The 2305-nt window shown below is 75.0% G+C and carries 4 protein-coding genes; all 4 read left to right on the forward strand.

The genetic code is table 11. The annotated features are described in order from the left end of the window. Positions 1 to 166 precede the first annotated feature (166 nt). Positions 167 to 283 (forward strand): hypothetical protein, encoded by a 117-nt coding sequence (locus B7767_RS49450; protein WP_371101871.1) that lies wholly within the window; start codon positions 167 to 169, stop codon positions 281 to 283. Positions 284 to 387: 104 nt separating this feature from the next. Next, a complete protein-coding gene (locus B7767_RS36425) occupies positions 388 to 783 on the forward strand; it encodes a hydrogenase maturation nickel metallochaperone HypA (protein WP_085575771.1) in 396 nt (131 codons plus the stop codon). Between the two features lie 2 nt (positions 784 to 785). After that, positions 786 to 1481 (forward strand): hydrogenase nickel incorporation protein HypB, encoded by a 696-nt coding sequence (gene hypB, locus B7767_RS36430; RefSeq protein WP_085575772.1) that lies wholly within the window; start codon positions 786 to 788, stop codon positions 1479 to 1481. Continuing rightward, on the forward strand, positions 1478 to 2305 hold an 828-nt coding region (locus tag B7767_RS36435), incomplete at its 3' end, for an acylphosphatase (protein ID WP_143652831.1). The genes hypB and B7767_RS36435, both read left to right, overlap by 4 nt.

Consider the following 2305-nt stretch of genomic DNA (forward strand, 5'->3'; position numbering starts at 1 on the left):
GCGAGCCCGCCACCGTCGAGGAGGGCATCGGCCTCAGCCCGCGCGTCGCCGCCGCGGTGCCCGAGGCGGCGCGCCTGGTCGCCGGACTGATCGGCGGACCGGCCGGCGAATCGGCCGGCGGACCGGCCGGCGACGAAACCCCCCTTCCATCCCTTCGGAGAGCACCATGAGCAAACGCCTCGTCGGCGGTGCCGCCGCCGTCCTCACCCTGTCCGCGGCGGCGACGATCGCCGTGAACCTCTGGCCGGACGTGCGGCGGTACCTGCGCATCCGCAGTATGTGACGCCCGCCGAACGGGCTACGGCCCCGGCGCGCCGGGCCGCCGGCCGCACCGGCCGTGCCTGTAATGGGCAGCGGACCCCACCCCCGGCCCAGGACGGAGCGGCGATGCACGAGATGTCCGTCGCCCTGTCCGTCGTGGACCAGGTCGAACAGGCGGCACGGTCCGGCGGTGCGCACGGGGTGCGCCGGGTCGCCGTCGAGATCGGCGAACTGGCCGGCGTCGTCCCCGAGGCCCTCGCCTTCTGCTTCGGACTCGCCTGCGGCGGAACGCTGCTGGAGGGCGCCGAACTCGTCACCCGCTCCGTGCCCGGCCGGGCCTCCTGCGCACCGTGCGGGCGCGCCTGGGACACGGGGATGCCGCCGGACATGATCTGCGCGGCCTGCCGCGGGGGCGCCACCGAACTGCTCTCGGGCCGCGAACTGCGGATCACCGAGGTGCACTGGTCCGCGCCGCCCGCGGCACCCGACCTCACACCGGCATCGCGATCCGAGGAGAGCTGACGATGTGCCGCACAGTCGACCTCCGGCAGGCCGTGCTCGCCAGGAACACCATGGCGGCGGGCATCCTGCGCACCGAACTCACGGCCCGGGGCACCACCGTCGTCAACCTCCTGTCGAGCCCCGGCAGCGGCAAGACGGCCCTGCTGGAGCGTGAGCTGCTGCTGGCGCGGGAACGCGGCATCGCCACCGCGGCCCTCACCGCGGACCTCGCCACCGAGAACGACGCGAGGCGGCTGGCCCGTTCGGGCGTCCCGGTCAGGCAGGTCCTGACCGACGGGCTGTGCCATCTGGAGGCGGACATGCTCGCCGGGCACCTGCACGGCTGGCTGCCCGACGCCACCCGGCTGCTCTTCGTGGAGAACGTGGGCAACCTCGTCTGTCCGGCCTCCTACGACCTGGGCGAGTCCCTGCGGGTCGTCCTGGCGTCCGTCACGGAGGGCGAGGACAAGCCGCTCAAGTACCCCACCGCGTTCGGCCTGGCCCAGCTGGTGCTCGTCACCAAGTCCGACCTGGCTGCTCCCGCCGCGTTCGACGAGGCCGCCTTCCGCGCCCATGTGGAGCGGGTCAACCCGGGGGTCGACGTGGTGCTGACCTCCGTACGGACCGGTGAGGGCGCCGGTGTCCTGGTGGACCGGGCGCTCGCGGCGGCCGGGGGGGACGCGGTCCACACGCCGGTGATGGCGCGGGCCGAGGCGTGAGCACCGCTCCCGGCCTCCGTCCCGCACCGGCACCGGACGCCAATCCCGTACGGCGCGTCCGTGTCGTCGTACGGGGCGTGGTGCAGGGCGTGGGCTTCCGGCCGTTCGTGTACGGGCTGGCCACCGGCCTGGGGCTGGCGGGGCATGTGACGAACACCGGTGACGGTGTGGTGGCGGAGGTCGAGGGCGCGTCCTCGGACGTCGACCGGTTCTGCGCGCGGCTCGCGGCCGACGCGCCGCCGCTCGCGGTGGTGGAGTCGGTGGAGACCGGCGAACTGCCGGTCGCACGGGAGAGCGGCTTCGGCATCGTCGCGTCCCGCACGGGGGGACCCGTGCGTACGCTCGTGGCGCCCGACACCGCGACCTGCGCCGACTGTCTGGCCGAGCTCGGCGACCCCGGCGACCGGCGCCACGGCCATCCGTTCATCACCTGTACGCACTGCGGGCCGCGTTTCACCATCGTCACCGGCCTGCCGTACGACCGTGCGCACACGACGATGGCGGACTTCCCCCTGTGCCCGGACTGCGCCCGCGAGTACCACGACCCCCGTGACCGGCGTTTCCACGCGCAGCCGGTCGCCTGTCCCGCGTGCGGTCCGCGGCTGCGGCTCGTCACGGCACCCGGGTGCGTGTCCCCCTCCGACGACGACCCCGTCGGCGCGGCGGCCGCGCTGCTCGCCGCGGGTGCCGTCCTCGCGGTCAAGGGCGTCGGCGGCTACCACCTGGCCTGTGACGCCACCCGGCCGGAGACGGTGGCCGGGCTGCGCCGCCGCAAGGCCCGCGGGAACAAGCCGTTCGCGCTCATGGCCCGGGACGCCGGGGAC

The organism is Streptomyces sp. 13-12-16 (assembly GCF_002114215.1).
Classification (GTDB): domain Bacteria; phylum Actinomycetota; class Actinomycetes; order Streptomycetales; family Streptomycetaceae; genus Streptomyces.